This is a genomic window from Stieleria maiorica (assembly GCF_008035925.1).
In the GTDB taxonomy this organism is placed as follows: domain Bacteria; phylum Planctomycetota; class Planctomycetia; order Pirellulales; family Pirellulaceae; genus Stieleria; species Stieleria maiorica.
Genome location: NZ_CP036264.1, coordinates 8,734,473 through 8,760,566, shown reverse-complemented (window position 1 = coordinate 8,760,566; position 26,094 = coordinate 8,734,473). Strand labels below are relative to the sequence as shown.

The window sequence follows — 26,094 nt, the reverse complement described above, 5'->3', positions numbered from 1 at the left end:
GACAGAGCCCGGCGATGCAGCGGTGTGACGGAAAATCGGTTCGCAATTCGTTCAATCCGCTGGAAACTTTGCCGGCAGACGCATGCGAAGCCCGCGCGATTCCCTTAAAGTGAGTTTTCGGGAGGGCTGTTCCCCGCAATGGTCTGCCAGGCGGGTTCCTGGAGACGTCCGGACGCGGATGTGATTAGAATCAGGTCGATCGTCTGGAACTTGGCGGATCCAGTCCCACCATCGAACGTCCTTTTCCTTCGTGTCGTTTGCCGTCGCGCCCCGTTCGCCGGGGTGTAGAAGACTCCGCCATGCAAAAACAAACTTCCGGATCTCTGTCTCAGGTTCAATCTGCCGGTCCGATTCCGACGCTGCCCGACTACCAGTCGGACGGTTTCTTTGACGAACTGGTGGACCAGAACAACCTCGCTCGGCCCGACGCCGAAGCCTTGGTTTCGTTGTTCAACCGGCTGCCGCCGAAAGAGTTGCTGCGTCGTCAGCACGCGATCGAGCAGGCCCTGTATCGGATGGGGATCACGTTCACGGTCTACAGCGACAAATCGGGAACGGAAAAGATCATGCCGTTTGATGTGGTTCCGCGGATCGTTTCGGCGATTCTGTGGAAACACATCGATGCCGGACTGCGCCAGCGGATCCGCGCGCTCAATCGATTTTTGTGCGACGTCTACAACGAGCGGGAGATCATCCAGGAAGGCATCGTTCCGGCGGAGTTGGTCGATACGGCGCCGGCCTACCTGAAAGAGTGCCGCGGATTGAAACCCTTCAACGACGTGTGGTGTCACATCACAGGGACCGATCTGGTGCGTGACAACAGCGGAACGGTTTATGTGTTGGAGGACAATTTACGCTGCCCGTCGGGGGTGTCGTATGTGCTGCAAAACCGCCACGTGATGAAACGAAACTTTCCGCAGGTGTTCGGCGCCTCGCGGGTCCGGCCGGTGACCGATTACACGTCGCGGCTGTTTCAACTGTTGCGTGACGTCGCCCCGCCACACGTCTCCGATCCGACCGTGGTGGTGCTGACGCCAGGGGTTTTCAACAGCGCGTACTACGAGCACTCGTTCCTGGCCCAGAAAATGGGGGTCCAGTTGGTCGAGGGCCGTGATCTGGTCGTCGAAAGCGACCTGGTGTACATGAAAACGACGCGTGGATTGCAACGGGTCGACGTGATCTACCGCCGCATCGATGACGCGTTTTTGGATCCGAAAACGTTTCGCAAGGACAGCGTGCTGGGCGTGGCCGGATTGATGGACGCCTACCGCGCCGGCAACGTGACGCTGGCCAATGCACCGGGGACGGGGATCGCCGACGACAAAGTGATCTATGCGTTCGTCCCGGACATGATCAAGTATTACTTGGACGAAGAACCGATCTTGCCGAACGTGCCGACCTATGTGTGTCAAAAGGACGAGGATCGGGAGTACGTGTTGGCGCACATGGATGAATTGGTGATCAAGGCGGCCGGGGAATCGGGCGGCTATGGGATTCTGATCGGGCCCCAGGCGACGCAAGAAGAACGTGACGCGTTTGCCAAAAAAATCAACGAGGACCCGCGGAACTGGATCGCCCAGCCGACGCTGCAACTCTCTCGCGCCCCCACCGTCGTCGACGATCATCTGGAAGGACGCCACGTCGATTTGCGACCCTACATTCTGTGCAGCCGTCCCGATGACGTTTGGGTCTTGCCGGGCGGGCTGACCCGCGTGGCGCTACGAAAAGGATCGTTGGTCGTCAATTCATCTCAAGGCGGCGGCAGCAAGGACACCTGGGTGGTCGCCGAACAAGGGCAAGCGATCGCTTCGGTGCACGGTGACGACACCGACCCACCCGAGCACTGACACTTCGAGCAATGACGGACCGGCCGATGAGAGTTGGCCATTGACAATTGGAACGGCTCGTCCGAATCAAGCGAGCCGAAGGAAACGTAGACGAGAACCGTCGGGGGACCGACGGGGGACAACCTAGCAGAGCCAAAGATGCTTTCACGTGTTGCTGAATCGATTTATTGGATGAGCCGTCAGGCCGAGCGGGCTGAGAATCTGGCTCGTTTCATCGAAGTGACCTTGCACATGACGTTGGACCAGCCGGAATACCTGGTCGATCCCTGGGAACCGCTGGTCCAGGTGACCGGGGACAACGAGTGGTTCAAGAAAAAGTACGGCAAAGCGACGTGTCAGAATGTGGTGCAGTTTCTGGCATTCGATGGTGAGTATCACAGTTCGATGTTGACGTGTTTGCGGGCCTCGCGTGAGAACGCGCGGAGCGTTCGCGAAGCGTTGTCGACCGAGGCCTTCGAACAGCTGAACAATTTTTATCATTTCGTTCGCGACAGCAGCCCGCCGCAGTTGACCGATCCGACGGCCGACTTTTTTGATCAGGTCCGCGACTATGCGTTGATGTGGACGGGCGTGCTGGACAGCACGATGGCCCACAACACGGCCTGGCACTTCATGAACATCGGGCGTTTACTGGAGCGTGCCGACAAGACGTCACGGATTTTGGACGTCAAGTATTTCAATCTGCTGCCACGCGTCGAAGACGTCGGCACCGCCGTGGATGACCTGCAGTGGTCCACGTTGCTGCTGGCGATCAGCGGTTTCGAAGCCTATCGTCGCGAACATCAGCTGATGGATATCGAAAAGATCGTTGCGTTTTTCCTGTTTCATCGTACGTTTCCACGCAGCATCTATTCCTGCATCGCCGGCGTGGATCGATCACTTCGCGAGATCGAAAGCGAATCGGAATCGGAATTGCCCGGCCAGGCCAGGCAGCGGATCGCCGCACTTCGCCACCGTTTGGAAAACACGAACGTCAAAGAAGTCATCGCCGGCGGCATGCACCAGTTCATCGATCGCCTGCAAGTTGAACTCAACGCCGTCGGTGATTCACTCGGACAAGACTACTTTTACGCAACTTACTCTGCATGACCATCCGCGTCGCTCTCCACCACAAGACTCAGTATCAATACGACCGCGCGATCGGGCTTGGCCCCCAGAAAGTTCGCCTGCGACCGGCGTACCATGGCCGCACCAAAATCGTCTCCTACGATCTGAGCATTCGTCCCGAAGACCATTTCATCAATTGGCAACAAGACCCCTTTGCCAATCCCGTTGCCCGCTTGGTGTTCCCCAAACGGGCGCGTGAATTGTCGATCGTGGTCGATCTGGTCGCCGACATGACGGTGATCAACCCGTTCGATTTTTTCGTCGAGGAGAGCGCCGAGTCGTGGCCGTTCAAGTACGCTCCGGAAATCGAACGTCAGCTGGCGCCCTATCTGGCCGCCGATCCGATGACGCCGCTGTTGGGGGAGTGGATCGAGGAATTGCCCAAAGAATCCGAGCGGGTGATCGATTTTCTGGTCGACGTCAATCGCATGGCGCAGCAGCGAATCGAATACAAGATCCGCCTGGAACCGGGCGTGCAGACGCCGGAAGAAACGTTGCAGCTGGCCAGCGGATCGTGTCGCGATTCGGCCTGGATGCTGGTCCAAGCCTTTCGCAATATCGGGATGGCCGCGCGGTTCGTTTCAGGCTATCTGATCCAACTGGCGCCGGATGAGAAACCGATCGAAGGGCCGTCCGGACCGACGGCCGATTTTTGTGATCTGCACGCTTGGACCGAAGTGTATTTGCCCGGTGCCGGATGGGTCGGCTTGGACCCGACCAGCGGCTTGATGGCCGGCGAGGGGCACATCCCGTTGGCGTGCACGCCGCACTACAGCGATGCGGCACCGATCACCGGCGGACACGAACCGTGCGAAGTCGAATTCCAGCACGAGATGACGGTCACGCGGATCGTCGAAGCCCCGCGGACCACCAAGCCGTACACCGACCATCAATGGTCGGAGATCGTGGCGGCCGGCGACCGCGTCGACGATGCCTTGGCCATCGGCGACGTGCGGCTGACGATGGGCGGGGAACCGACGTTCGTCGCCATCGACGACGTCGATCACCCGCAGTGGAACACCGATGCGGTCGGCAAAGAAAAACGCGTGCTCTCCAACGTCTTGCTGTTAAAACTGCGCGACACCGTCGCACCCGGCGCGCTGCTGCACTACGGCCAGGGGAAATGGTACCCCGGTGAGTCGTTGCCGCGTTGGGCGCTGACCTGTTTGTGGCGCAAAGACGGACAACCGGTTTGGCAAAACCCCAAGTACATCGCCGACGAAGGCAAGGATTACGGGTTCACCCACGACGATGCCCAACGCTTCGTCAAACACCTGGCCGTCACGCTGGGGATCGAGTCCAAGGTCACGCTGCCGGTCTATGAAGACACCTTTCACTACCTGTGGAAAGAACAGAAGCTGCCGATCGATGTCGAACCGACCGACCCGAAGTTGGAAGACCCCAACGAACGGGCGATGATGGTCCGTACGTTCACCCAGGGGCTGAACAAACCCGTCGGGTTCGTGATGCCGCTCAAACGCGCCTGGTGGCAAGCACACCCGGGGTGGATCGGCGGACGTTGGCCGGTCCGCGGCGAAAAAGTGTTTGTCATCCCCGGTGACTCGCCGATCGGGCTGCGGTTGCCGCTGGACAGTCTGCCCAAGTCCGCCGCGCTCTCTCCGGTCGACTCTCTGCCGTACGATCCGTTTGCACCACGCAATCCGTTGCCGGAGGTTCCGACCATTCGGCAAGACCAACAGCGAATCGAACAGGTCCGTGAGCAGCTGCGCCGTGAGGACGACAGGCCGCTGGAGGCCGAAGTGATCCCGACGGCGTTGTGTGTCGAGTGTCGTTTCGGCCGACTGCACGTCTTCATGCCGCCGACGCAAAACTTGGAAGACTATTTGGATCTGGTCTCGGCCGTCGAAGAAACCTGCGTCGATCTGGACCTCCCCGTGGTTTTGGAAGGCTATTTGCCGCCGCACGACCACCGCATCGAAATGTTCAAGGTCACGCCCGATCCGGGGGTGATCGAAGTCAACGTTCAACCCACGTCGTCGTGGCGTGAATTGGTCGATCTGACCGAAACGATTTATCGCGAGGCTCGCGAGAGTCGATTGACGGCACAGAAGTTCGACATCGACGGCATGCACACCGGGACCGGAGGCGGTGCCCACGTCGTGCTGGGCGGCAAGACCCCGACCGACAGCCCCTTCATCCGTCGCCCCGACTTGTTGGCCAGCATGATTCGGTTCTGGCACAACCACCCTGCCCTGTCGTATCTGTTCAGCGGCAAATTCATCGGGCCGACCAGCCAGGCACCGCGGATGGACGAAGCCCGCCGCGACAGCGTTCATGAGATGGAGATCGCGCTGGTGGAAATGGAGCGGTTCTATCGCGAGGGGCAGCAAATCATGCCTTGGACGGTCGACCGCTTGTACCGAGATTTGTTGGTCGATTTGACCGGCAACACGCACCGCGCCGAAATCTGTATCGACAAACTCTATTCGCCCGATTCCAGCACCGGCCGTTTGGGGCTGGTGGAGTTCCGCGGCTTTGAGATGCCGCCCAACGCGAGGATGAATCTGGCACAACAACTGTTGATCCGCGGGATCGTCGCCGCATTCTGGAATCAACCCTACAAACAACCGCTGGCGCGCTGGGGCACGTCGCTGTATGACCGCTTCATGCTGCCGCATTTTGTCTGGAATGATCTCGACGAACTGCTCAGTGTGCTCCGTCAGATGGGCGTCGATTTGAAACTGGAGTGGTTCTTGCCGCATTACGAGTTTCGTTTTCCCAAGATCGGTGAAATCGTGCTCGGCGATGCACGGATGGAATTGCGCGGGGCGATCGAACCGTGGTATCTGATGGGCGAAGAACCGTCCGGTGGCGGCACGGCTCGTTTTGTCGATTCGTCGATGGAGCGGGTGCAACTCAGTTTGGACGGTTTCGACCCCGCGCGTTACGCCGTGCTGTGCAACGGTCATCGTGTCCCGATGCATCCCAGCGAAGTGGCCGGGCAGTACTTGGCGGGAATTAAATTCCGCGCCTGGCAGCCGCCGCGTTGTTTGCACCCGACGATCGGGGTTCATGTGCCGTTGCAGTTCGACATCGTGGACCGATTCACCGAGCACTCGATCGGTGGATGCCGCTACTTCGTGTCCGATCCCAGCGGACGGGCTCACGAGATCTATCCGGTCAACGCCAACGAAGCGGAAACACGTCGCTCGGCGCGGTTCCACACCGGCACCGTGACCGGCGGCCGCCTGGTGCTGCCCGACCTGCCCCCGGTCGATTCGCCCAACGACTTCCCCGTGACGTTCGACCTGCGCAAGGTGGTCCGAAACTAACACGCTTCTCCTGAGACGATGCCGTTCCGGGCGGGTCGCGTGTGGGTGTGCAGGCTTTATCCGCCCGTTGTCGCTGCGGGGGACGTCAATTCTATTACAGCCGCATTTGGCGACCAATTTAGATTCTCTCCCTCTGGGAGAGACGGCGTTTGCGCAGCAAGCAAACGCCAGAGAGGGCCCACGGCTTGCGAAAGTCTTGGCGACTTCCGCTGCGATCAAATCCGTCACTCAAAAAATCGACGTCCGCGTGCACCACTCGGTTCACGCGGATCGGCCACGAAGACAGTTTGAGCCATCATCGCTGGTTGCCAATGTACTCGATTGAAATCGCCGAGTGAAATCGAGTCTCCAAGTCAGCAGTCAGCGCGTCGGTTGTCGCCGTTGCATTCGACAGGCGTCGGTTTGTCGAATTCGGCCGAGTCGACCGCGCACCAAGTGAGACAAGAGTCACGCAAAGACGCCAAGCCGCAAAGGCGCAGGTGCAAATCTTTGCGGCTTGGCGACCTTGCGTGAGCCCCTTCCAGCAAGTACGTCAGCGCACCTATCAAACCGTAACACTAGAGGCGTATCTCAGGAAACAAAGGTCTGATGAAATCCGGTGGACGCAATTCGAGCGCACCAATCGCAGTCGGGATGTCAGGCGTTGGACAACGCTGGGAACCGCGGAAGAGAGGGGACCACGAAACAGGCCAATCACACGAAAGAGAAATCGGCACCGTCGTCAGGCGTCGGTCAGCAGCGTGAACATCCGCCGTTCACCCAGTCGCGGCGAACGATTTTTCATTGTCAAAAATGACGACTCCAGGCCTGTCGCAGAGCGACCCAAGGCGTTCCAGCGGGCTGCTGACCGCGAAGCCGAACCGGAAGCCCGGCGGATGCCCAAAAGAATTGCTTAGCGTAGGTAAATCAGGAGCTTGGGCAGGGATAGATCACGATGCTCCCGCTTGCGGGAGCCCCTTATTTGGGGAGATCTCAGACATGTACCCGCGAGTAGGGCTTGCCCGAAAGGCGGGGCGGATGTCTCGTAAGGTCCACGACCGTGTACTGCTGAAGCTGATCGGCCGCTACCTGCGCGCGGGCGTGATGGTCGATGGCATCCTCCAACCTTCCACCGAAGGCACGATGCAAGGCGGCCCGTTGTCTCCCTTGTTGGCCAACATTCTGTTGGATGATTTTCACAAGGTTCTCGAACAACGGGGCCTCCGTCTTGTTCGCTACGCCGACGATTTTCTGATCTTCGTACGATCGGAACGCGCGGCCCGGCGGGTCTTTGACTCGGTGGAACGTTACCTCACTGGGACCCTTAAGCTGGTCGTCAACCGCGACAAAAGTTGCATCTGCCGAACCGCCGGTGTCGAATTCCTCGGCTACCAATTCCACGGTTTCGGCGGCCAGATCCGAGTGAGCCCGAAGAGTCTCAAGAAGTTCAAGCAACGGGCAAAAGAGATTTTGACCCGCAACCGCGGCATCTCGATGCGTCAGCGGTTTCGTGAACTTCGTCTGTACCTTCGGGGTTGGATCGATTACTTCGTCTTAGAACAACGCAAGAGTTTTACGCTCACCCTGGACAAGTGGCTGCGGCGACGCGTCCGAGCGTGTTACTGGAGCAATTGGCGCTTACCACGCACCCGATTGAAGAAGTTGCAAGCTCTTGGCGTGCCACACGAAGAATCCTACCCTCCGGCCCACTCGGGCAAGGGTCCATGGCGTCTCTCGACGACGTCTGGCGTTCACCAAGCTCTTTCGAACACCTGGCTGCAGTCTCAAGGCTTATTCACGCTCGAAGAAAGATGGAGCGAGCTTGCTCCGAAACGGCGAACCGCCTAGTGCGGACCCGCATGCTAGGTGGTGTGGGAGGGAACCCGGAGCAATCCGGGTCCCTATCCCGATCGGCAATGTTATGAGCATTCAGCATACAGTATGCTGCATACCAAGGTGAACGATCCAAGCAAGCCATAAGTCAATCGCCAGTCGGTCGGTGGGTCATTTTTGACCGGAACGAAGCGACGAAGCACGAAGTACAAAACAAGAACCAGGCCAATCGTCAATGCAGTCACGACTTGAGTCCGCAGGTAGGAGATTCCGAAACCGATGGCGTCCACAAATGGGATGGAGATGAAGAGCATTGCGACCGCAAGGTCCGCGACCCGCGCGCGAATACAAAACGCACCGCCTGCGAGCGCCGTCATTAAAATGATCCCGGGTAGCTGCAGTGAGAAGAAGGAGATCTGACCGGTCGCGATCGAGACCGGAAGACCGGCTTCGATCCAGGTTCGGCGAAGTGTGCCGTCTATCATCCACTCCGGCGAAAAGCAGAGCCCGATCGCGTCGACAATTGTCACACACGGGACAGCAGCGATCGCCATGACCGGAAGAATCAGCAATTCACGGATTGAAGTCTGCACGGTGTGAACATCACCTACGCGGCATAACGGGAGCGTTCAGTGGCGTGCGGCGAAGTGCCAAGCCTCTTTGATTCACCACTAGAACGTGATTCTAGCACATCTCGCAACCACGCGGCCAACGAGCACGTCCACTGCAACGCGTTGTTGGGCGGCGCGAGGGTGTCGCCGCATGTAGCGGAGTTAATCGGAGTTGCAATCCTGCAACGATCCTGCTTGAACCTGAGGTGCGTTGTCGCCCCGCAATCATCGACATGCTTTAGGAGGTCCAGCATGACGTATTCAGGTCCTTAGTTTGTTACCAGTTGATTTCTTTACCGATTCATCAGCAAACTCGCGCCGCCCAACATCAGCGATCACCTCGCACACGGACCTTTACGATTGAGATGGCGTGAGCGTGATGACCGAATCGGGTAAAAGTTTGCGTCTCGCAACAATGAGTGTGCTGGGGTGCATCGCCCGGTTCGTGGCGCCGGTCGGCACGCCGGCTTGAAACATCGTCGCGGTTTGCCAATGTACTCGATTCGAATCGCCACGGGAAATTCGAACCTCCCAATCTCCAGTCAGCATTTCAGGCGTCGGTTTTCAGCATTGAAGTCGTCAGGCGTCGGTTTGTCTTCGTCAGCCGAGTCGACCGCGCACCCGTCATACCGTGACATCAAGAGCGAATCCCAGGAAACGGAGGTTCGACGACATCAAGTGGGCCAAATTCGAGCGCACCCGTCAGCAGCATGGACGACAGGCGCCGGACCATCGCAGCCAAGTCTACCGCCGCGAACATCGGGCATATCCGAGACGCGGCGAACGTCTCACCACTTCAAAAAACTTGACTCCGCGTCTTCGGTTCATGCCATGGTTCGTTGGCTATTTCGCTGGGAACGGCTGTCCATCGTATGCTCGGTAACCATCATTACCACGAGATTCGGTTTCTAGATTTTTGTGTTTCCGGAAGTCCTCAGCCGCACCGACATCGTCACCTTCCTTCAGTCTACAGATTGCCCGACACAGATATGCCATCTCGCACTTGTCGTCCAGTATTATGGCCATCTCCGCATCGGCAGTTGCCCGCTTGTACTCGTGCTGCCTTAATCGTACGAAGCCACGGATAGCGTATGCAAAACTCGAATCGCTGGTAAGGTTGATTCCCGTTGAACAATCCGCAATTGCTCCGGTAAAATCACCCAATTCGGTTTTCGAAATAGCCCTCGTCACGTATATCTCGCTACGTGACATTCCAAGGAAAATTGCTTTCGAGAGGTCTTCGACGGCTTCCTCATGTTTCTTGGCTTGTTGTCGCAAACTGCCGCGAGTGGCGTAGGCTTCTGCTACGGATGGATGATGGTCAATAACATCATTTACAACATCAATTGCGGCAATGTGTTTGCCTTTATCGAACAATTCCCTTGCGTGCTTCAACTGACCGCGAGGATCGTCGAAATGCTGGCTTTCTTGTGCATCTACCGTTGCCGAGCTCACGGCAAGACAGAATGCAACAAATCCCGGGACTGAGATTGAGCGAAAACCTGATCGATCCATGACATTCCCCGCGAAGAGTGGTTCGAGACCACCACAAACCGTACTCAAAAGTCAACGAGCAAATCAATGGACGATCGGGTACCATTCGCTGGAATCGATTACGAAGTCCAACGAACATCAGCGATCACCTCGCACACGGACCTTTACGATTGAGATGGCGTGAGCGTGATGACCGAATCGGGTAAAAGTTTGCGTCTCGCAACAATGAGTGTGCTGGGGTGCATCGCCGGGTTCGTGGCGTCGGTCGGCACGCCGGGTAGAAGCATCGTCGCGGCTTGCCAGTGTACTCGATGTGAATTGCCGCGGGAAATTCCGGTGTCCCAATCTCCAGTCGGCACGTCAGGCGTCGGTCGTCAGCATCGAAGTCGACAGGCGTTGGTTAGTCTTCGTCAGCCGAATCGACCGCGCACCCGTCAAACCGTGACATCAAAAGCGAATCTTAGGCAACAGAGGTTGGACGACATCAAGTGGGCCAAATTCGAGCGCCCCCGTCAGCAGCACGGACGACAGGCGCCGGACCATCGCAGCCACGTCTACCGCTACGAACGATAGTGATAACGGGGTTGCGGCCAGACGATGTGAACTCAGGAAAGATGGAGTCCGCAACTCCCGTTCATCACCTGGTTCGCCGCATTTCCGAGCCGAGACATCGCGTGCGTTTCAGTCAACAAGCTATCGACAATCATACCGTCCCCTCAATCCGCGCGTCAGTGATTCGATGCATTCGAAGGAAGGATGAACTCGCAGTAGTCCAATAGGTCTGCACCAAGGTCGTCAAGCACAACTTCGGGTTTCGGGAGGAACGCCAAAAAGCACTCAGTAATGCCAAGAGAATCTGCAACGCCACGCGAATACTCCGCCCCACCGCGACTCCAGCAATAAAGTTGGTGTCCATCGGCATGCATTCTGCGGACATACTCCACACACGACGTCATCGGAATTTGCTTGGCTCCAAACGTTCGAATTAGCGTGTCGTCAACATCAATGTAGATGATGCGTTTGCGTTCCAAGTTCAATGCATCCGTGTAAGGCTTGAGTCAACACCTGTCGGCGAACGATAGGGTTCAGCGGGGCCGCGCGAATGACTCACCACTTCGTTGGACTTGGATCGCGGCCTCCGTTGCAACCGGTGGTTACCCGTTCGGTTTGGTAGCCGCAACCATGAAACGCTGCGTACGCGTCGAGGGCAAAGCGTTCGTGTGGTCCATCAGTCCCACAAAGTCGATGCGGAAACCGATTTGTTCGAGCAAGTATGGAACAGTCGCAGTAGTTCGGCAAGCAGCGAGTGGAAGCGTGTCCACAAGGCCGTCCCATCTGCCAGACCAGTCATGGCGGTCAAAAAGACCGTCCAACACGACAACTGTACCACCCGGGCGGAGCCAAAAATGCCAGTTTCGAAATGCGGCAAGTGGATCGAATAGGCAATTTGCAAGTTGCCGCGAGGCAATCATGTCGAAAGACCCCGCGTCGAAGTGCGATTGATCATCCGCGTGGTCGCAGAAGCCCCGAACGGTCGACACGCACTTCAGGTCGGGCTTCGAGTCAAGCAACTTGCTCATCGTTGCGCATGGTTCGAGAGCGGTGATGCGAAGACCGGAAACGCGAACTAACGCCAGACACAACGCACCGGTGCCACTACCAGCGTCGAGAACAGTCATGCCGTCAAAAAATGCGATGCAGCGATTGAGATCAGCAACACAAGCGTCGTGATCCGCAGAGGTCATTGCATTGACCCATGCGTCGTATTTCGACGCCTCCTCGGCGTCGCAAGTCGCAAGGTAGCGCTTTCGCGATTCCTGTTGAGTGCCACGATACGTCATGGATGCAATTCAGTCGGGTAACATCAGCGATCACCTCGCACACGGACCTTTACGATTGAGATGGCGTGAGCGTGATGACCGAATCGGGTAAAAGTTTGCGTCTCGCAACAATGAGTGTGCTGGGGTGCATCGCCGGGTTCGTGGCGTCGGTCGGCACGCCGGGTAGAAGCATCGTCGCGGCTTGCCAGTGTACTCGATGTGAATTGCCGCGGGAAATTCCGGTGTCCCAATCTCCAGTCGGCACGTCAGGCGTCGGTCGTCAGCATCGAAGTCGACAGGCGTTGGTTAGTCTTCGTCAGCCGAATCGACCGCGCACCCGTCAAACCGTGACATCAAAAGCGAATCTTAGGCAACAGAGGTTGGACGACATCAAGTGGGCCAAATTCGAGCGCCCCCGTCAGCAGCACGGACGACAGGCGCCGGACCATCGCAGCCACGTCTACCGCTACGAACGTCGGTGGTCACCGCGTCGGCGCGATGGACCGGAACTCAAAAACAAACTCGACTCGCCGACTGCGGTGCACCACTAGGTTCACGCGGATCGGCCACGACGACAGCCCGTGCCACCATCGCTGGTTGCCAATGTACTCGATCGGAATCGCCAAGGGAAATTCAGTATTCCAATCAGCAGTCGGCATGTCAGGCGTCGGTTGTCAGCGTTGCATTTGACAGGCGTCGGTTTGTCTTCTTCGGCCGAGTCGACCGCGGACCTATCGAACCGTGAAGTCAGGAGCGAATTTCAGGAAACAGAGGTCTGACGAAATCCGCTGGGCGCAATTCGAGCGTACCAGTCGCAGCCGGGATGTCAGGCGTTGGACAAGGATGCGAACAGCGCAGAAGAGATTTGTCCACGAATCACTCGAATGACACGAATCGATGTGCCGTTGCTGCCAGGCGTCGGTTAGCAGCGTGAACGGCCATCGTTCACCGCGGCACGGCGAACGACATTGTGTTTTCGGTTGACGCCGACTCCGTGCCTGCGTGTGCAACGGATGGTTCGCGCGTCCGGCCACGACGACAGCACGTGCCAGCGCCGCTGACAGCCAATGTAACTGATCGAAATCGCCAAGGGAAATCCAGTGCCCCAATCAGCAGCCGACATTCGGGCGTCGGATTGTCTTGGATCGTACTCGTACTCAGCAACGCGGTACTCGTGCTCGCACTCGATCGACAGGCGTCGGTTTGACTTCTTCGGCCGAGTCGACCGCGCACCATTCGAACGATGACATCAGTAGCGAATCCCGGGGAACGGAGGTCTGATGAATTCAGTTGGGCGCACTTCGAGCGCACCAATCAGCGGCATCGACGAATGGCGTTGGTTTGCTTGCGGCTGTTTCGAGTACGAGTACGAGTACCGGCTGACGCCTGAGTACGAGCACGATTTGGCAGCGTGAACGTTGGCGTTGACCGGGCCGCCGCCAACCAACGTTGACTTCAAAAAAGACGCGATCGGCGGCTCCGCGTCCAACGCATGGTTCGTCCTGGTTCAATCCCATGCGATTCGCATAGTTGCACCACATTCTTCGAGTTGCTTTTTCCAATTCATGAATTCTGCGGGCCATCCCTTTGAGACAAACACGGGGAGGTGTTCAATTGCCTCTTTCGCTTGAGTTGGTGTCATTTGTGTTGCAGCACGGAGTATCGCGAATACTTTTGGTCGATTCGGGCCGATACGGTCGATAAACAGATGAGGTTCATCACGTCCTTCTGTGACGGAGTATCTTTGCACACCAATCTGTCGTCGGAGTTCGGCGATTGCGGTTTCAACAGGTAAGTCAATGCATTCAAGAGCAATCGAAAGGTGTTCTTCGCAAATCCATGCCGCGCCTACGACGCCGGGGCAATAGCCACGCTTGGCGGCGGAATCATCAAAGTCCGAGAAATGCACGAGCCGTCCGCCTTCCTGAATGTGGAAGTATTGGTTTTGAAAACAGCGTCCGCAGACCGCGCAGTACGAAGGAGTCATCTTATCTCTGTGGACGAACATCAGCGATCACCTCGCACACGGACCTTTACGATTGAGATGGCGTGAGCGTGATGACCGAATCGGGTAAAAGTTTGCGTCTCGCAACAATGAGTGTGCTGGGGTGCATCGCCCGGTTCGTGGCGCCGGTCGGCACGCCGGCTTGAAACATCGTCGCGGTTTGCCAATGTACTCGATTCGAATCGCCACGGGAAATTCGAACCTCCCAATCTCCAGTCAGCATTTCAGGCGTCGGTTTTCAGCATTGAAGTCGTCAGGCGTCGGCTTGTCTTCGTCAGCCGAGTCGACCGCGCACCCGTCATACCGTGACATCAAGAGCGAATCCCAGGAAACGGAGGTTCGACGACATCAAGTGGGCCAAATTCGAGCGCACCCGTCAGCAGCATGGACGACAGGCGCCGGACCATCGCAGCCAAGTCTACCGCCGCGAACGTCAGTGGTCACCGCGTCGGCGCGATCGACCGGAACTCAAAAACAAACTCGACTCGCCGACTGCGGTGCACCACTTAGTTCACGCGCATCGGCCACGACGACCGTGAAAACCAGCGCCGCTGATGGCCAATGTACTCGATTGGAGTCGCCGTGGGGCATCCAGTGACCCAATTTGCGGCCGGCATTTTGGACGTCGGATTGCCTCGGAACGTGCCCCATTGGATGCTGGCTGGTCTCTTCTGACAAACACAATGGAACACCGTCCGATGCATCGAAAACCTTGAGGCACAGAAGGCTGGGCCTTTCCTTCGATGTCAAGCCATGTGGCAAACGAATGGATGGCAGACGAATGATTGCAGCTCGTTCTGCCGACGTTGATCGATTCTCTCCTATTCGTCTGCCAATCATTCGTCTGCCACATCTTCCACTTCGGGCGCACCAATTAAACCGTGGATGAATCAACAATCACTGAGGTCGCAGAGGGACACAGAGAAGAGGTGGGCCGTCGCTGCCGGGCGTCGGTTAGCAGCGCGAACGTCGGGGATCAGCGGGCGGCGGGAGTTGACGTTGATCTCACTAAAAACCGCACCACCGCCGCTCCGTTGCATCCCATGGTTCGCCGATTCCTATGCGTTTCGCCCGAATGTGGATCGAACGCAAGTGTGAACATCAGGAGAATTCAGTTTTTCGGATGCTGCGATGATCATTGATTCGTCACCACCAACATCCCACATGGTAACAAAACGGTTGATCGCTCGTTCACCGAATAGGCCGTCCCGCTTTAGATCGATCAAGACGTCAAGCATTGCGTCATATATCATGTTTGATTCGAGGTTATCGTCGCCCCAACACCGATTGGCGATCTCCGACACCAGCGAATTAACACTATCGTCAAAAAGTATCGTTCCAAATGATTGCCATTCCGGTGGGAAGTACGTTGCGAGGCCAACCGAGCCTGGCGCGTTGGCCTCCAACTCCGATGTCAATTGGTACGCGGGAAAGACGTGCTCGAAAGTTGCTGGAGCACAAACGGCGTACCCGCAGACATCGTCAAATTGACGCGTAAGTTCAGCGAAGTGCGACGAAATCGCAACGCGCAACGCGTTCTGTAATTTGGTTAAGAGTTCGGTGTTGTCCAAGTGCTTTATTTCGGCGAACATCAGCGATCACCTCGCACACGGACCTTTACGATTGAGATGGCGTGAGCGTGATGACCGAATCGGGTAAAAGTTTGCGTCTCGCAACAATGAGTGTGCTGGGGTGCATCGCCCGGTTCGTGGCGCCGGTCGGCACGCCGGCTTGAAACATCGTCGCGGTTTGCCAATGTACTCGATTCGAATCGCCACGGGAAATTCGAACCTCCCAATCTCCAGTCAGCATTTCAGGCGTCGGTTTTCAGCATTGAAGTCGTCAGGCGTCGGTTTGTCTTCGTCAGCCGAGTCGACCGCGCACCCGTCATACCGTGACATCAAGAGCGAATCCCAGGAAACGGAGGTTCGACGACATCAAGTGGGCCAAATTCGAGCGCACCCGTCAGCAGCATGGACGACAGGCGCCGGACCATCGCAGCCAAGTCTACCGCCGCGAACGTCCGCCGTTCACCGCGGCACGGCGAACGACATTGTGTTTTCGATTGACGCCGACTCCGTGCCTGCGTGTGCAACGGATGGTTCACGCGTCGGGCCACGACGACAGCACGTGCCATCGTCGCTGATGGCCAATGTACTCGATCGGAATCGCCAAGGGAAATTCGGCATCCCGATCTACGGAAGGCACTTCGGACGTGGGGCGTCAGCGTTGCAATCGTCAGGCGTCGGTTTGTCATCGTCAGCCGAGTCGACCTCGCACCTATCGAACCGTGACATCGGGAGCGAATCCGAGGAAATGGAGGTCTGATGAAATCCGATGGGCGCCATTCGAGCGCACCAATCAAACCGTGGACGAATGATCAACCACAGAGGTCACGGAGGGACACAGAGAAGACGTGGGCCGTTGTTGTCAGGCGTCGGTTAGCAGCGTGAACGGCCTGTGGTCACCGCGTCGGCGCGATGGACCGGAACTCAAAAACAAACTCGACTCGCCGACTGCGGTGCACCACTTGGTTCACGCGGATCGGCCACGACGACAGCTTGAGCCATCGTCGCTGATGGCCAATGTACTCGATCGGAATGGCCAAGGGAAATCGAGCGTCCCAATCTGCGGTCAGCACTTCGGGTGTCGGTTGTCAGCGTTGCAATCGTCAGGCGTCGGTTTGTCATCGTCTGCCGAGTCGACCGCGCACCGCTCGAACGATGACGTCAGGAGCGAATCCCAAGAAATAGAGGTCTGATGAAATCCGATGAGCGCAATTCGAGCGCACCAATCGCAGTCGGGATGTCAGGCGTTGGACCAGAATGCGCATAGCGGAGAAGAGATTTGTCCACGAATCACTCGAATGACACGAATCGTAGTGACTGGCGTGTCACGCGTCGGTTGGAAGCGTGAACGGTAAGGATCACGCGGCGGCGACGAAAGATCATCCACTCCAACCAACTTGATTTCGCCGCTTGTCGTGCATCCGTTGGTTACCCGTTATACGTTCCCACTTCCACGTCTCTTGAAGTCTCTCACCATGGTGAGGAACTCCCCCATATCATCTTCATTCACTTCGTGCTTATGGGCAAGATAGCACGCCTCAACTTGATCCATTTCTATCTTGTCACCCGAGTGAACCAAGGCAGAATGGGCATCTACGAGAAATGGCACTGGGCATCCCTTAAGACGCATACGCAGGATTGAAACAAGACTCACTTGGGCACCGGACATCATCGCACGCTGCCATGGCCAGAGAATCCTAAGAAACTCCAAAAGACGCATCGCTATGAAGGTCATTACGCACCCGACGAGCAATCCAGCGGCGAATTTGTCCATGGACACTTCTCGTCTTCGATCAAGTTACAGTAGCTGACATCAGGGTGCACGGCTCCTGTCACGGGTAACGATGAATTCTTGGCAGTCGGACTGCCGTGATCTACGCATATTATCAGCAGTCGGACTGCCGATAATGGGAACCACCCGATTGTACGGGGCCCGAATGGGCTATGCAATACCGCCGCCAACGATTAAGATCGAGAGGTCACTGGAATCACACGAGGGAGAAATCGATCATGACACTCCAACGGTATGACGCTTGCTTGGGATTCTTGAATTTGCCAGCAAAGGAACGGGAGTGGTTTCCTCGCTGGATGAAAGCCTATGCCGACTTCCCCTCTGTCGTCGCCGATCAGTCGGCGGCACCCAATCACACCGTCAAACGCGAGTTGGTGATCGCGTTTCTACAGAGCCTCCGAGACCGCAAGATCGAGGCTTGGAGGCGATTGCAGGCTGCCCGTGCGATCGAGGCCTACCAAGGAACCGTGCTCCAAACGAGCGAAGTCGATTTTCGGCCGATTCGGGAAACTTTGCAGCAGCTGGTCAGGCGACAATCCAGTGGAGCTGTGATTCAAGATCAACAGGACGCCAATCTGGTCGCCGGCGAGGGTAATGCAGGTGTCATCGATCAATCCGAGCCGGAATGCATCCAACGGATGCGGGCAACGATGCGCCGACTTCATCACCCCAAAAGCACCGAGGACACGTACGTTGGGCAAATCAAAAAATTTATCCGACACCTGGACGACGATCGGCTTGAGCGATTCGGCAGAATTCGCATGGATTGCTACAAGAACAAATCGCAAACGTCCGCGCGCTACACCAGTGCGATTTGGCAGATGGTTTCGGTGAGGTCTACCTGCCGTTCGCGCTGGCACGAAAATATCCAAACGCACAGCGTGACTTCGGCTGGCAATACCTGTTTCCCTCGCCAAAACTATCCAAAGATCCTCGAAGTGGAAGAGTGCGACGCCATCACCTGCACGAAAAAACGTTTGCGGTCCGATTCAAAGCGGCAATGAAGCGAACGGAAATCGTAAAAAACGCCGTGCCGCACACGCTCCGGCACAGCTTTGCCACCCACATGCCCCGAAGACGGGGCGGACATTCGTACCGTGCAGGAATTGCTCGGGCACAAGGATGTCAAAACGACGATGATCTATACCCACGTCATGAACCGACCCGGTCTGGCCGTGACCAGCCCCTCGGATCGGCTGGGGTTGGTTTGAGTCGCTGGGATGCTGATTGTAGAACCATTGTCCTCAATTGTTCTCCTCTCAGTCGCTTGGCTGAGAGGATTGGACGGGTGACCGCGTGGCGGTCAGGGGGGAACAGTTGGGGACAACGGTTCTACACTGGGACAACGGTTCTACACTGGGACAGCGGTTCTACACTGGGACAGCGGTTCTACACGTCGGCGATCGGTTCGACGTCGACGCTGACTTTGAGGGTGTTGGTGCCGCCGCCGAGGACGACGCCGCGCATCGGGCTGACGTCGTCGTAGTCGCGGCCGATGCACACCGGGATGTGGTCGGTCCCGACCAGACAGGCGTTGGTCGGGTCCAGCCCCAACCAACCGATCTCGTCACCGGCATAGACCTCGACCCAGGCGTGGGATTCATCGGCGCCGACCAGCCGTTCTTTTCCCGGCGGCGGCAACGTCCGCAGGTAGCCGCTGACGTAGCGTGCGGCCAGTCCCATCGATCGCAGGCAAGCGATTTCGACGTGGGCGAAGTCTTGGCAGACGCCGGCACGCAGTGAAAACGCTTCCTTGGTGGTGGTTTCGACGGTGGTGGCCGTGGTGTCGTACTTGAATTCGTCGTGGATGCGACGCGTCAGATCCAAGGCCGCGTCGACGATTTCGCGTTGCGGCGTGAAGGAGCTTTCGGCGTATTGGCGAAACGTCTCGGCCGGGGTGATGCGTGGCGAGCCGAAGCGATGTTCATCGATCTTGGGATGTCGCATCTGGTCCGGGCTGGTCGCCAACAGCGATTCCCAGTTCGGTGATTGTGTCTTGTCGTCGGTCGGATTGGCTGCGACGGCGACGACGCTTTCCACGTCGACGGCCAGCGACTTGTGGATCGCTTCGATCGAAAACGTGATCACGCGATTGCCGAAGTAATCGACATGTTCGTCTCGGCTGGTCGGTTCCGGCGCGATCTTCAATTCCGTCCGCTCGCAGGTCACGTTGCCTCCGCTGACCGGTTGCATCCGCACTTGATTCTGGCAGACGGCAACATTGTTGCTGTAGCGGTATTCCGTCAGGTGTCGGATTCGGTAGCGGATCTTTGCGCCGTTGTCTTCGCTCATCGCCCCGTCCCGGTCAGGATTTGTCTCGCTTCGGTATGGATCAGATAGCGGGCGTTGATGCCTTCGGCCAGTCGGGGCAGGTCCTCGGCGACCTGCTCGAGCACGGACTGCAGTTGTGCGAGCGTGCCGTCGTCGCCGGTGTCGGACAATTGGATCGGATCGGCGGTGGTGATGCGGTACTGCAGGTCCAGCACGATCCGTTTGATCGCATCGAGTCCGACGGGGCCTTCGACGGTGGGTAGTTTTTCGACCAGGGCGGCGATGTGATCGAGTTGGAATCGCAGCGAACGGGGATTGGTTTCGTCGGTCACCAGCAGGTCGATCACAGGTGCCAAGCGGACCAGGTTCTTGTAGCGTGACCGGTAGGTGACGATGCTGTCGGTGACTTCCAGGACGGCTTCGCAAACCGGTTTGCCGTTTTCCGTCGCCGGGCACAGTGTCGTGACCAGAAGTTCGCACAGGTGTTCGGCACGCTCGATCCGGCGGCCCAATTCCAGAAACTGCCAGGCGTGGGTGCGGACCAGGCTTTCGCTGGTCAATCCGGCCAGCGCCAACAGGTCGACGATCAGCCGGTCGACCCGTTCGATGGCTTCGCCGATGCCGATCGAACTTGCGCCCGAGGCGGTGGTCGAATTGGTCAGTTCGGCGGTGGCGCGATGCACGATCCGATAGGCTTCGGAGGACAGGCGGCCGCGGACGGCGATCGTGTTGTGCATCACCGATTCCAGCGTGCGAACGAGCCCGCGCGGTTGGTCGCGGTCCAGGACCGATGCGGGCAGGGTTTGTTCGACGTGCGGCAGATTGGCGACGAAGGGTTCGACGGCAAAACTCGCTTCGATCTGACCCATCGAAGCCAAGGTGCGCACCAACCGCTGGACTTCGGTCAGCGTGTCCCAGTTTTCCTCGCCGGCGATTCGTGCCAGCGTGGTCCGCATGACGCGCGAGATCGCTTCGGCGCGTTCGGCATAGCGGCCGAGCCAATAGAGGTGTTCGGCGACGCGGCTGGGTAATTCGTCGCCGCCGCGACGCAATTTGATCACGGTTTCCGAATCCGGCAGCAACGTCTTGGTTTCGTCGACCGGCGTGTCGCTGGTGACCCAGCAGTCCTGGGTCATCTGTCCGCTGACGGGCGAGCGAGAGAGTTCCAATTGGTCATGACCGACACGGGCCAGTGCACCGGGCAGCACCGTCACGCCGCCGGGGGTCAGCAATTGAAACGATCGCAGCGTGGCCTTTTGAGGTTCGATCTGGTTGCCGGTCCACACCGGAGTCTTGCTGAACTGTAACCGCTGCTGTGCGACGTAGTCCGATGGTTTCGCATGCAGTCGTCGCAGGAAAGCTTCGCGATCATTCTGTGACAACTGGTTCAGCGTGATCGCCGATCCGCCGGAGACGGCGAACGCGTTGCGAAAGTTCAGCGAGTCGAGGTGCTGCATCACGTAGGCGCGGTGATCCGGGTCGCCGCACCAATAGGTTTTCGCCGACGTCAATTTCAATTCATCGCCGAAAAAGAAGCGATGGGCCTGGTCCAGGTAAGGCAGCAGCGCGGGTGTTTGGACCAGCACGCTGCCGATCGCGTTGACCACCTCGACGCTGCGACGACGCACACAACGCAGCAGACCGGTGACGCCTTCGCGGGTCGTCGGGTCCAGTTCCAGTGGGTCGCAGCGGCGGTCCGACACGTGTCGCCACAGGACTTGGATCGGCTGTAATCCGCCCAGCGTTTTCAGATTCAGCTCGCCGTTGCGGACGGCCAAGTCGCTTCCTTGGACGAGCGTAAATCCGAGATAACGCGCCAGGTAGTTGTCTTCGAACTCGCGGTAGCTGCCGCTGGGCGGCGTCAGCAAGACCACGCGTGGGTTGTCACGATGGCTGGCCGCCAACGAATACAAGTGTTCCTTGAGTGATTCAAAGAACGACGCCAGCCGCAGCGTGTTGCTGTGCCGGATCAGCGTCGGCATGACGCGACTGGTGATGATTCGATTTTCCAGCAGGTAGCCCAGTCCGCTCGGGGCTCGCGTGCGGTCGCCGGTGACATGCCAGACTCCGTCGGCATCGCGCGCCAAGTCCGTTGCGGTGACGTGCAGGTGCTGTTGGGGCTTTTCCAGGCTGTGGTAGGTACGTTTAAAGGACGGGTTGGCCCACAACAGCTCGCCCGGAACGACGCCTTCACGGATCAACCGTTGCGGTCCCAGCAAGTCGGCCAGCACGGTTTCCAACAGTCGCGTCCGTCCGGCCAGTGCGGCCGACAGGTCGCTCCATTCGCCGGCACCGATCACGAAGGGGACGACCGACAGTTGCCACGGGCGATTGGTTTCCTCGGGGGTTTCGGCGGCGTGAAAGGTGACGCCGTTCTCGCGACAGAAGCGTTCAATCGCCGCCGAGCGTTCTTGGAGCGCTTGGCGGCCCAAGCTGTTGATCTCCTCGCTGACCATCGCCCAGTGGGGGCGCACTGCTCCCTCGGCGTCGCAGCGCTCGTAGAAACCGTCGGCGTCGAGCGTGGTGTCGTTCCACAAGGCGTTAGATTGGAGCGTTGTGTTCAATCGATCCGTTTCCGGGCCGGGTGGAGGTTCGGTTGCCGCCTGGGAATCGTTCCCAAGCCATTCGAGCCGATACATCATAGCCGCCAGCGATGGATCGTCGATGGGAACGGTGTCGCGCGCGGCCGATGATCGGTCGTCACCCCCCGGGAAAATGCCAATTTGGACGGGATACAGGGCATATGCGGTGCCCCTGCGCCGCATTCCGACCGTCGCCGTGTTCTCTGAACTCGGCGAGCGAAAAAGTCGCCGTGTTTTCCGAACTCGGCGAGCGAAAAAGTCGCCGTGTTCTCCGAACTCGGCGAGCGCGAAAAAGCGAAGCTTTCCCCGCGCCGACCTCGGAGAGGACGGCGACTGTCCTGCCACATCAAAAACGAAGCCGCGGTAGCCTAGTCCATTCGTCCCAGCGACAGGATGCGTCGGTGTCCGGCCAGGTCTTTGATGAATCGCAGATCCCCGAGCTCGCTGATGTGTTCGGCCAGATCTTCGCAGGCGTCGGCGATCATCGGGCTGAGTTCGATGATCAGCCGGCCGCCGGGTTCCAGCCGCGGATACGCTTCGGCCATCAGCCGCTTGATCACCTCCGTCCCGTCCTCCCCGGCGACCAAGGCCGATTTCGGTTCGTGTTCGCGGACCGAGCGGTCGAGCTGTTCGAATTCGCTTTCGCTGACATACGGCGGGTTGCTGCAGATCAGGTCAAACGTCGCGGGCTGATCGATGCCCGCCAACAGATCGCAGCAGACAAAGTCGACGCGATCGGAAACCTCGTGTTTGTCGGCGTTCCAGCGAGCGACTTCCAGCGCCGGTTCGCTCAGATCGGTCGCGGTGACCTGGGCGCCGGGCAAGTGCAGCGCGAGGGCGACGGCGATCGCACCCGATCCGGTACCGACATCGGCGATCCGCGAAGGGCGATCGCTGATCGACATCGCTTTGGCACAGTCGAGTGCTTCGATCACCAGGTGCTCGGTTTCCGGACGCGGGATCAACGTGTGCTCGTTGACTCGGAATCGCAGCGAATAGAATTCTTTGTACCCGACCAGTTGTGCGACCGGGGTGCCTTCGCCCCGGCGGCGGACGAGTTCGCGAAACGCGGCGCGCTGTTCTTCATCGGGTTCTTGCTCGAACGCCGTGTACAGTTCGATGCGGCTGCACTGACGGGCGTGGGCGAGCAGGATTTCCGCTTCCAGCCGGGCCGAGTCGCTGCCGCGTTTTTGAAAGAACTCGGTCGTCCATTGCAGCAGCCGCAAGACGGTCCACGGCTGATCGGCGGTTTGCGATCGAGAGGTTGGGGAGTCAGACATCAATCCACCATGTCTCCGCGGAGTTGATCTCGATCGTATTCGATCAAAGCCTCGGTCACGGGGGACAGGTCGCCGGCGAGGATCTGATCCAGTTTATAAAGTGTCAGGTTGATGCGGTGGTCGGTCAGCCGGTTCTGGGGAAAGTTGTAGGTGCGGATGCGTTGGCTGCGGTCGCCCGATCCGATCAGACCCTTTCGTTGTTCGGCCTGTTTGGCGGCTTCCTCTTCGCGTTTCTTTTCATAGATCCGCGCCTTGAGCACTCGCAGTGCTTTGGCCAGATTCTTGTGCTGGCTTTTTTCGTCTTGGCACTGGACGACGATGCCGGTTTCGTGGTGGGTCAATCGGATCGCCGATTCGGTCTTGTTGACGTGTTGGCCGCCGGGTCCGGAGGCGCCGAATTTGTCGACGCGATAGTCGTCGGCTTTCAAGTCGATTTCGACGTCTTCCGGTTCGGGCATGACGGCGACGGTCGCGGCACTGGTGTGGACACGGCCTTGGGTTTCCGTTTCCGGGACACGCTGGACGCGGTGTCCGCCGGATTCATAGGCCAGGTCGCGGTAGACGCTGTCGCCTTCGAGTGTCAGCGTGATGTCTTTGAAGCCGCCCATGTCGCTGGGGCTGCTGTCCATCAGCTCGACTTTCCATTTTTTCAGTTCGGCATAGCGGCGATACATTTCAAACAGATCGCGGGCGAACAGCGCGGCTTCTTCACCGCCGGTGCCGGCGCGGATTTCCATCACGCATCGGGTGCGATGGCTGTCTTCGCCGCCGATGGTCATCGACAACAGGTCTTCCCACAGCGATTCGCGTTGATGCCGCAGGTCGGCCATCTCCGTTTCGGCCATTTCGCGCTCTTCGCTGTCCTCGGCTGCCTCGGCCATCTCCTTGCAGCCCTGGATCTCGTTGCTCATCCGTTTGAATTCGCGATACTTGCCGGCCAGCCGGGCCAAGCCGCCGTGTTCGCGTGCGGTCGCGCTCATCCGTGCCCCGTCGCCGAGCACCTCCGGGTCGGACATGTCGCGTTCAAGTTGCTCGAATCGGTCCAGTTTTTCTTCCAGCAGGCTGCGGATGGAACTCATGGTCGCAAGCGGTTCGTTGGGTACGTCGGGGGGGCTGTGGCGGAATGCAGGGAATCGACGAAAAAAACCGCATGTTCCTGCGAGCTGCAAGGACCATGCGGTTAGCGTAGCCTGGCGTCAGATCACTTGGGGCACCCGGATGGTCGGGGCGGAGTGGTCTGGCGGCGGAGATGAACCGGCTATTTCTTCTTTTTGCCTTTCTTCTGCAAGCTGCCGTAGGAACCGGCGGCGAACTTCTTCTGGAATTTATCGATCCGGCCGGCGGTGTCGACGAATTTCAGCTTCCCGGTGTAAAACGGATGGCAGGCGTTGCAAATATCGACCTTCAGCTCGCCGCCACGGACGGTTCGGGTTTCAAAGGAATTGCCGCAACCGCAGGAGATCGTGGTCGCTTCGTACTTCGGGTGGATGCCTTCTTTCATGGCATTTCTCTCGTTGTTTCTAGGATGCAAGCGGGCCTGGCTGGCGTACAGAACCGCGAAGCCCCACAAGATAGGCAATCGAGCCCCGATTCGGCAAGGGCTGTCCTGAGAACGACCGAAAACTCCGCCGGCGCGTGATGCGCGCCAGCGGAGTTCGCTTTCGTCTTCGCAGGTGGCGGGACGAGCGACGGGCGAATTAGATTCAGCTCTTGGGCAGGATCACGGTGTCGATGACGTGGATCACCCCGTTGGAGGAGTTGATGTCGGTTTTAACGACCTTGGACTTGCCGTTCAGGATCACGCTGCCGTCCTTGACTTCGATCTTGACGGCCGAGCCTTGTACAGTCTTGGCCTCATCGAGCCCGACGACCTGCTTGGCCATCACCTTTGCGGGGACGACGTGGTAGGTCAGGATGCTGACCAGCTTTTCTTTGTTCTCGGGCTTCAGCAGGCTTTCCACGGTGCCTTCGGGCAGCTTGGCGAACGCCTCGTCGGTCGGGGCGAAGACGGTGAACGGGCCCTTGCCGGAAAGCGTTTCAGCCAATCCGGCAGCCTTGACGGCGGCGACGAGGGTGTTGAAGGACTTGGCCGCGACAGCGTTCTCGACGATCGTCTTGTCGCACGTTCCGCAACCGGCCATGGCCGACGCACTGAACGAACCTGCCAAGACCACTGCCAACGCCATTGCTACAAACTTACGCATCGAAATTCTCCACAAACGGGTGTGATGAACAGCGTGGCGGCGTGCTGACAAACATCCGTCAGCAGGGGATGAATCGCGGCGACACTGTTTCACCGAGGTTGTTTTCTCGTGCACCCATTGTCGTGAGCCGGCAAGTGGTTTTTGGGTAAGAAAATTTCGGGGGTAAGAAAATGATGAATCGCACCATCCATTCGATTTCGCCAATTTTCCTACCTCCAAAATTTTCCTACCTCTCCACCTGTCACGGTGACGGAGATCAGGTGACGGAGATCAGGTGACGGATGGCAGAATGATTCGGGGCAGAATGATTAAACGCCCCTAGGCAGGCGGCTGATTTCGAGAGGGCTCCGCGTATTCGAGACCTCCAAAACCCCACAATCGAAAACTCATTCGAATTGCAAGGTTGTT

16 protein-coding genes and 1 pseudogene are annotated in these 26,094 nt (G+C 58.2%); 6 read left to right on the top strand and 11 right to left on the bottom strand.

Features of this window, described 5'->3' with window-relative positions; translation table 11 throughout:
- The first annotated feature begins 299 nt into the window (after window positions 1-299).
- The 4 genes from Mal15_RS29735 to Mal15_RS29720 all read left to right on the top strand — a co-directional run bounded on the left by Mal15_RS29735 (window position 300) and on the right by Mal15_RS29720 (window position 8,074).
- Window positions 300-1,847 carry a circularly permuted type 2 ATP-grasp protein gene (locus Mal15_RS29735; RefSeq protein ID WP_147871072.1) on the top strand — a complete coding sequence of 516 codons (1,548 nt, stop codon included), beginning with the start codon at window positions 300-302 and terminating at the stop codon, window positions 1,845-1,847.
- Between the two features lie 138 nt (window positions 1,848-1,985).
- Complete coding sequence (locus Mal15_RS29730; RefSeq protein ID WP_147871071.1) at window positions 1,986-2,936, top strand: alpha-E domain-containing protein; 951 nt, start codon at window positions 1,986-1,988, stop codon at window positions 2,934-2,936.
- A complete protein-coding gene (locus tag Mal15_RS29725) occupies window positions 2,933-6,247 on the top strand; it encodes a transglutaminase family protein (RefSeq protein WP_147871070.1) in 3,315 nt (1,104 codons plus the stop codon). Before Mal15_RS29730 ends, Mal15_RS29725 begins: the two co-directional genes overlap by 4 nt.
- 1,017 nt (window positions 6,248-7,264) lie before the next feature.
- Window positions 7,265-8,074 carry a reverse transcriptase domain-containing protein gene (locus Mal15_RS29720; RefSeq protein WP_233903115.1) on the top strand — a complete coding sequence of 270 codons (810 nt, stop codon included), beginning with the start codon at window positions 7,265-7,267 and terminating at the stop codon, window positions 8,072-8,074.
- A 71-nt stretch (window positions 8,075-8,145) separates the two neighbouring features.
- Here Mal15_RS29720 and Mal15_RS29715 read toward each other — a convergent pair whose 3' ends face one another.
- From Mal15_RS29715 to Mal15_RS29690, 5 genes are all read right to left on the bottom strand, one after another.
- A complete protein-coding gene (locus Mal15_RS29715; protein WP_147871068.1) occupies window positions 8,146-8,631 on the bottom strand; it encodes a hypothetical protein in 486 nt (161 codons plus the stop codon).
- A gap of 882 nt (window positions 8,632-9,513) precedes the next feature.
- Entirely contained in the window at window positions 9,514-10,185 is a 672-nt protein-coding gene (locus Mal15_RS29710; RefSeq protein WP_147871067.1) for a tetratricopeptide repeat protein, read from the bottom strand.
- Window positions 10,186-11,318: 1,133 nt separating this feature from the next.
- Entirely contained in the window at window positions 11,319-12,005 is a 687-nt protein-coding gene (locus Mal15_RS29700; RefSeq protein ID WP_147871065.1) for a class I SAM-dependent methyltransferase, read from the bottom strand.
- Window positions 12,006-13,491: 1,486 nt separating this feature from the next.
- A complete protein-coding gene (locus Mal15_RS29695; protein ID WP_233903114.1) occupies window positions 13,492-13,971 on the bottom strand; it encodes a ribosomal protein L7/L12 in 480 nt (159 codons plus the stop codon).
- Window positions 13,972-15,047: 1,076 nt separating this feature from the next.
- Window positions 15,048-15,581, bottom strand: coding sequence for a DUF4303 domain-containing protein (locus Mal15_RS29690; RefSeq protein ID WP_147871063.1), 534 nt, complete (start codon window positions 15,579-15,581; stop codon window positions 15,048-15,050).
- Window positions 15,582-18,295: 2,714 nt separating this feature from the next.
- Here Mal15_RS29690 and Mal15_RS35200 point away from each other — a divergent pair.
- Together Mal15_RS35200 and Mal15_RS29680 are read left to right on the top strand one after the other, a co-directional pair.
- A pseudogene (locus Mal15_RS35200) lies at window positions 18,296-18,364 on the top strand (hypothetical protein); the annotation flags it as partial.
- A 40-nt stretch (window positions 18,365-18,404) separates the two neighbouring features.
- A complete protein-coding gene (locus tag Mal15_RS29680; RefSeq protein ID WP_315854278.1) occupies window positions 18,405-18,560 on the top strand; it encodes a tyrosine-type recombinase/integrase in 156 nt (51 codons plus the stop codon).
- Between the two features lie 178 nt (window positions 18,561-18,738).
- Here the strand turns inward: Mal15_RS29680 and Mal15_RS29675 are convergent, their stop codons facing one another.
- The 6 genes from Mal15_RS29675 to Mal15_RS29650 form a co-directional block, all read right to left on the bottom strand.
- Window positions 18,739-19,641, bottom strand: coding sequence for a transglutaminase family protein (locus Mal15_RS29675; RefSeq protein ID WP_147871061.1), 903 nt, complete (start codon window positions 19,639-19,641; stop codon window positions 18,739-18,741).
- The gene (locus Mal15_RS29670; RefSeq protein WP_233903113.1) at window positions 19,638-22,184 is read right to left on the bottom strand and encodes a circularly permuted type 2 ATP-grasp protein; all 2,547 of its coding nucleotides are present in this window, start codon (window positions 22,182-22,184) and stop codon (window positions 19,638-19,640) included. Before Mal15_RS29670 ends, Mal15_RS29675 begins: the two co-directional genes overlap by 4 nt.
- Before the next feature lie 386 nt (window positions 22,185-22,570).
- Window positions 22,571-23,482: a peptide chain release factor N(5)-glutamine methyltransferase gene (prmC, locus tag Mal15_RS29665; protein WP_147871060.1), complete on the bottom strand. Its 912-nt coding sequence runs from the start codon at window positions 23,480-23,482 to the stop codon at window positions 22,571-22,573.
- Entirely contained in the window at window positions 23,482-24,561 is a 1,080-nt protein-coding gene (gene prfA, locus Mal15_RS29660) for a peptide chain release factor 1 (protein ID WP_147871059.1), read from the bottom strand. The genes prmC and prfA overlap by 1 nt, the downstream gene beginning before the upstream one ends.
- A 179-nt stretch (window positions 24,562-24,740) precedes the next feature.
- The gene (gene rpmE / locus Mal15_RS29655) at window positions 24,741-24,983 is read right to left on the bottom strand and encodes a 50S ribosomal protein L31 (protein ID WP_147871058.1); all 243 of its coding nucleotides are present in this window, start codon (window positions 24,981-24,983) and stop codon (window positions 24,741-24,743) included.
- A 202-nt stretch (window positions 24,984-25,185) separates the two neighbouring features.
- Window positions 25,186-25,623, bottom strand: coding sequence for a fasciclin domain-containing protein (locus tag Mal15_RS29650; RefSeq protein ID WP_390623543.1), 438 nt, complete (start codon window positions 25,621-25,623; stop codon window positions 25,186-25,188).
- Between the last annotated feature and the right edge of the window lie 471 nt (window positions 25,624-26,094).